The organism is Rhizobacter sp. P2_H3, from assembly GCF_056403355.1.
On the sequence record NZ_JBFUFQ010000326.1, the window covers coordinates 1 to 4,870 of the forward strand.

At 67.0% G+C, this 4,870-nt stretch carries 5 protein-coding genes; all 5 read right to left on the reverse strand.

What is annotated here, in order from left to right; translation table 11 throughout:
* Positions 1-452, reverse strand: a 452-nt coding sequence (locus tag AC1D1T_RS29995) for a type IV pilus assembly protein FimV (RefSeq protein WP_477993096.1), incomplete at its 3' end; no start/stop codon positions are given.
* A 326-nt stretch (positions 453-778) separates the two neighbouring features.
* A complete protein-coding gene (gene asd, locus AC1D1T_RS30000; protein ID WP_477840052.1) occupies positions 779-1,912 on the reverse strand; it encodes an aspartate-semialdehyde dehydrogenase in 1,134 nt (377 codons plus the stop codon).
* A 57-nt stretch (positions 1,913-1,969) separates the two neighbouring features.
* Positions 1,970-3,049, reverse strand: a complete 1,080-nt coding sequence (gene leuB, locus AC1D1T_RS30005) for a 3-isopropylmalate dehydrogenase (RefSeq protein WP_047511258.1) — start codon at positions 3,047-3,049, stop codon at positions 1,970-1,972.
* Between the two features lie 19 nt (positions 3,050-3,068).
* Positions 3,069-3,713, reverse strand: coding sequence for a 3-isopropylmalate dehydratase small subunit (gene leuD / locus AC1D1T_RS30010; protein WP_465114469.1), 645 nt, complete (start codon positions 3,711-3,713; stop codon positions 3,069-3,071).
* 13 nt (positions 3,714-3,726) lie between these two features.
* Positions 3,727-4,870: 3-isopropylmalate dehydratase large subunit (leuC, locus tag AC1D1T_RS30015; RefSeq protein ID WP_477993097.1), on the reverse strand; the 1,144-nt coding region annotated here is incomplete at its 5' end.

Sequence of the window (4,870 nt, forward strand, 5' to 3'; positions counted from 1 at the left end):
GGCGCTGGCGTCGCGGCGGCAGCCGCTTCGGCCGCCGGGGACAGCGCCGGCGACGTGGCCGGAGCCGGTGCCGGCGCAGCAGCCAGGTTGCGCGTCGACGGCGGGTCGAACAGCATCGTGTACTCGCGCACCAGGCGGCCGGTCGACCAGGTGATCTCGAGGATCACGTCGACGAAGGGCTCCTGCACGGCGCGATCGCTCGTGACCTTCAGGAAGGCGCGGCCGTCGGGACGGCGCTGCAGCGAGACCTGCGTGGCCGGCAGCACCTGGTTGTAGTCGACGCCCGCGGCGCGGTACGACTCCGGCGGCGCGATGCGCACGTTCAGGTTCGACGCCTCTTCGGGCGTCAGGCTCGTGACCTCGATTTCCGCGCGGAGGGTTTCACCAAGCGCCGACTGGACCGCCAGCCGCCCGAGGCCGAGCGCCCAGGCGTTGGTGGCAGACAGACACATGGCAGCGATGGCCACGCCGGTCAGAGCAAAGCGGCGAGCGAACAACGAATTTCTTTTCAAGGCGTCTCCCAAGTGGAGGTGGCGGGCAGTGCACAGGCTCCCGTCGATTGGCGTCGTTCTTCTTGAGAAACCAGCACGCACCCCAGGCGCAGTAGAAAACACAATAACATCAACTAGATACGAAGACAAGCTCATGCATTGGCTGACGTTCCCGCCAGAGACGGGATTCGGGGCTTCTGGGGAGTGTCCTGTTGCAGTACGGCAACGCAACAGAACACTCCGTCTTCACTGGTAACTCTCTGTCACTCCAACGGAATTTCCGCCGGTCACTGACCCAGCAGGATCCGCAGCATGCGGCGCAGCGGTTCGGCCGCGCCCCACAGCAACTGGTCGCCGACCGTGAAGGCGCCGAGGTATTCCGGCCCCATCGCCATCTTGCGCAGGCGTCCCACGGGAATCGTCAGCGTGCCGGTCACCGACACCGGCGTCAGGTCCGTAATCGTCGCCTCACGCGTGTTCGGCACGACCTTGACCCACGCGTTGTCGTTGGCGATCAAGGCCTCGATGTCGGCCAGGGGCACGTTCTTCTTGAGCTTGAACGTCAGCGCCTGGCTGTGGCAGCGCATCGCGCCGATGCGCACGCAGAAGCCGTCGACCGGAATGGGCGGCGTGCCGAAGCCCGTGCCCTGCCCGAGGATCTTGTTGGTCTCGGCCTCGCCCTTCCACTCTTCCTTGCTCATGCCGTTGCCGAGATCCTTGTCGATCCACGGGATCAGGCTGCCGGCCAGCGGGACGCCGAAGTTGGCGATCTCCGCTTCGGACAGCGAGCGCTGCTTCGCGACGAGCTTGCGGTCGATCTCGAGGATCGCGCTCTTCGGGTCGTCGAGCAGCGGGCGCACCTCGGCGTTCAGCGTGCCGAACTGCGTCAGCAGCTCGCGCATGTGCTGCGCGCCGCCGCCCGAAGCCGCCTGGTAGGTCTGGGTGCTCATCCACTCGACGAGGCCCGCCTTGTAGAGCGCGCCCACGCCCATCAGCATGCAGCTGACGGTGCAGTTGCCGCCGATCCAGTCGCGCTGGCCGGCCGCCAGTGCGTTCTTGATGACCGGCATGTTGACCGGGTCGAGCACGATGACGGCGTTGTCCTTCATGCGCAGCGACGACGCCGCATCGATCCAGTGCCCGTTCCAGCCGGCGTTGCGCAGCTTCGGGTAGACCTCGTTGGTGTAGTCGCCGCCCTGGCAGGTGATGACGATGTCGCAGCGCTTGAGCGCCTCGATGTCGTTCGCATCCTGCAGCGTGGTCTCGTTCTTCGCGTAGGCGGGCGCCTTGCCGCCGGCATTGCTGGTGCTGAAGAACACCGGCTCGATCAGCTCGAAGTCGTTCTCTTGCGCCATGCGGTCGATCAGCACCGACCCCACCATGCCTCGCCAGCCCACCAGGCCGACCAATCTCGTTGCCATCTTTCTGTCCTGTCCGTTGAATTCGTTCGTGAAGGGTTTCGTCGAAAAAGCGTCGGGTCAGCCGTTCGCTTTCAGGTGGGCGACCACAGCGTCGCCCATCTCCTTCGTGCCCACCTTCGTGGTGCCTTCACTGTGAATATCGGCGGTGCGCAGCCCCTTGGCCAGCACCGCCTTGACAGCCGCCTCGATGCGCAGCGCCGCGGCTTCCTGGTTCAGGCTGAAGCGCAGCATCATCGCCGCCGACAGGATGGTGGCCAGCGGGTTCGCGATGCCCTTGCCGGCGATGTCCGGAGCCGAGCCGTGGCTGGGCTCGTACAGCCCCTGGTTCTTCGCGTTCAGCGAGGCCGACGGCAGCATGCCGATCGAGCCGGTCAGCATCGCCGCCTCGTCGCTGAGGATGTCGCCGAACATGTTGCCGGTGACGATCACGTCGAGCCGCTTCGGATCCTTCACCAGCTGCATCGCCGCGTTGTCGACGTACATGTGCTCCAGCGCCACGTCGGGGTACTGCGCATGCACCTCGGTGACGACGTCGCGCCAGAACTGGAAGGTCTCCAGCACGTTGGCCTTGTCGACGCTCAGCACCTTCTTGTTGCGCTTGCGCGCCGCCTGGAACGCGACATGCGCGATGCGCTCGATCTCGGGGCGCGAATAGCGCATCGTGTCGAAGGCCTCGTCGGCGCCGGCGAACGCGCCGTCGGGCGACTTCCGGCGGCCGCGCGGCTGGCCGAAGTAGATGTCGCCGGTCAGCTCGCGGATGATCAGCAGGTCGAGGCCGGCCACCACCTCGGGCTTCAGCGTCGACGCATGCGTCAGCTCCTCGTAGCAGATCGCCGGGCGGAAGTTGGCGAACAGCTCCAGGTTCTTGCGCAGGCCGAGGATGGCCTGCTCCGGGCGCAGGTGGCGCTCGAGCTTGTCGTACTTCCAGTCGCCGACGGCGCCGAACAGCACTGCGTCGGCCGACTTGGCCAGCGCGAGCGTGGCCTCGGGCAGCGGGTGGCCATGGGCCGCATAGGCCGCGCCGCCGACCTCGGCGCTCTCGGTCTCGAAGCGCAGGTCGAGGCAGCCGAGCACCTTGACGGCCTCGGCCATGATCTCCACCCCGATGCCGTCACCCGGCAGGATCGCAATCTTCACGAATCAATTCCTTCTTGGATCAGACGCGCTGGGCCAGCCAGGGCTTCTGCAACAGGCGCTCTGCTTCGAACGCACGAATCTTGTCGGCATGGCGCAGCGTGAGGCCGATGTCGTCAAAGCCGTTGAGCAGGCAGAATTTTCGGAAGGGCTGGACGTCGAAAGGGATCACCTCCCCGCCCGGCCTCTGGACGACCTGGCGGTCCAGGTCGATCGTCAACTTGTAGCCGACAAACGCGTTCACCTCGTCGAACAGGCGGCTCACCTCGTGCTCGGGCAGCACGATCGGCAGCAGGCCGTTCTTGAAGCAGTTGTTGAAGAAGATGTCGGCATAGCTCGGCGCGATGATCGCGCGGAAGCCGTATTGGTCAAGCGCCCAGGGGGCATGCTCGCGCGACGAGCCGCAGCCGAAGTTCTTGCGCGTGACCAGCACCGAGGCGCCCTGGTAGCGCGGCTGGTTCAGCACGAAATCGGGGTTGCGCTTGCGGCTGGCCGGATCCTGGCCGGGCTCGCCGTGGTCGAGGTAGCGCCATTCGTCGAACAGGTTCGGGCCGAACCCGGACTTCTTGATCGACTTCAGGAACTGCTTCGGGATGATCGCGTCGGTGTCGACGTTCTCGCGGTCGAGCGGGGCGACCAGGCCGGTGTGGATGCGGAAGGCTTGCATGGTCAGTGTCTCCTCAGGACAGGCGACGCACGTCGACGAAATGGCCCTGCATCGCGGCCGCGGCCGCCATCGCCGGGCTGACCAGGTGGGTGCGGCCACCGGCGCCCTGCCGGCCCTCGAAGTTGCGGTTCGACGTGGACGCGCAGCGCTCGCCCGGCTCCAGCCGGTCGGCGTTCATCGCGAGGCACATCGAGCAGCCCGGTTCGCGCCATTCGAAGCCGGCGCCGCGGAAGACCACGTCCAGGCCCTCGCGCTCGGCCTGCTCCTTCACGAGGCCCGACCCCGGCACCACCAGCGCGAGCTTGACGTTCTTCGCCAGCTTGCCGCCGATGCGGCGCACGACGGCCGCGGCCTCGCGCAGATCCTCGATGCGCGAGTTGGTGCACGAGCCGATGAACACCTTGTCGATCAGGATGTCGGTGATCGGCTTGTTCGGCTCCAGCGCCATGTACTGCAGCGCACGCTCCATCGCGCCGCGCTTGCCGCTGTCCTTCTCGCGGTCCGGGTCGGGCACGCGGTCGTCGATCGACAGCACCATCTCGGGCGAGGTGCCCCAGGTGACCTGCGGGCGGATGGTCGACGCGTCGAGCTCGACGACGGCATCGAAGTGCGCACCGGCGTCGGTGTGCAGCGTGCGCCAGTAGGCGACGGCGTGGTCCCACTCGAGGCCGCTGGGCGTGAACGGGCGGCCCTTCACATAGGCGATGGTGGTGTCGTCGACGCCGACCAGGCCGGCGCGGGCGCCCGCCTCGATCGCCATGTTGCACACCGTCATGCGGCCTTCCATGCTGAGCGCACGGATCGCGCTGCCGGCGAACTCGATCGTGTAGCCGGTGCCGCCGGCGGTGCCGATCTTGCCGATGATGGCGAGCACGATGTCCTTGGCGCTGCAGCCGCGCGCCAGCGTGCCTTCCACCTTGACCAGCATGTTCTTCGCCTTGCGCGCCAGCAGCGTCTGCGTGGCCAGCACATGCTCGACCTCGCTGGTCCCGATGCCGTGCGCCAGCGCGCCGAACGCACCGTGCGTGGAGGTGTGCGAATCGCCGCAGACCACCGTCATGCCCGGCAGCGTGGCGCCCTGCTCCGGGCCGATCACATGGACGATGCCCTGGCGCTTGTCGTTCATCTTGAACTGCGTGATGCCGACGCGGTCGCAG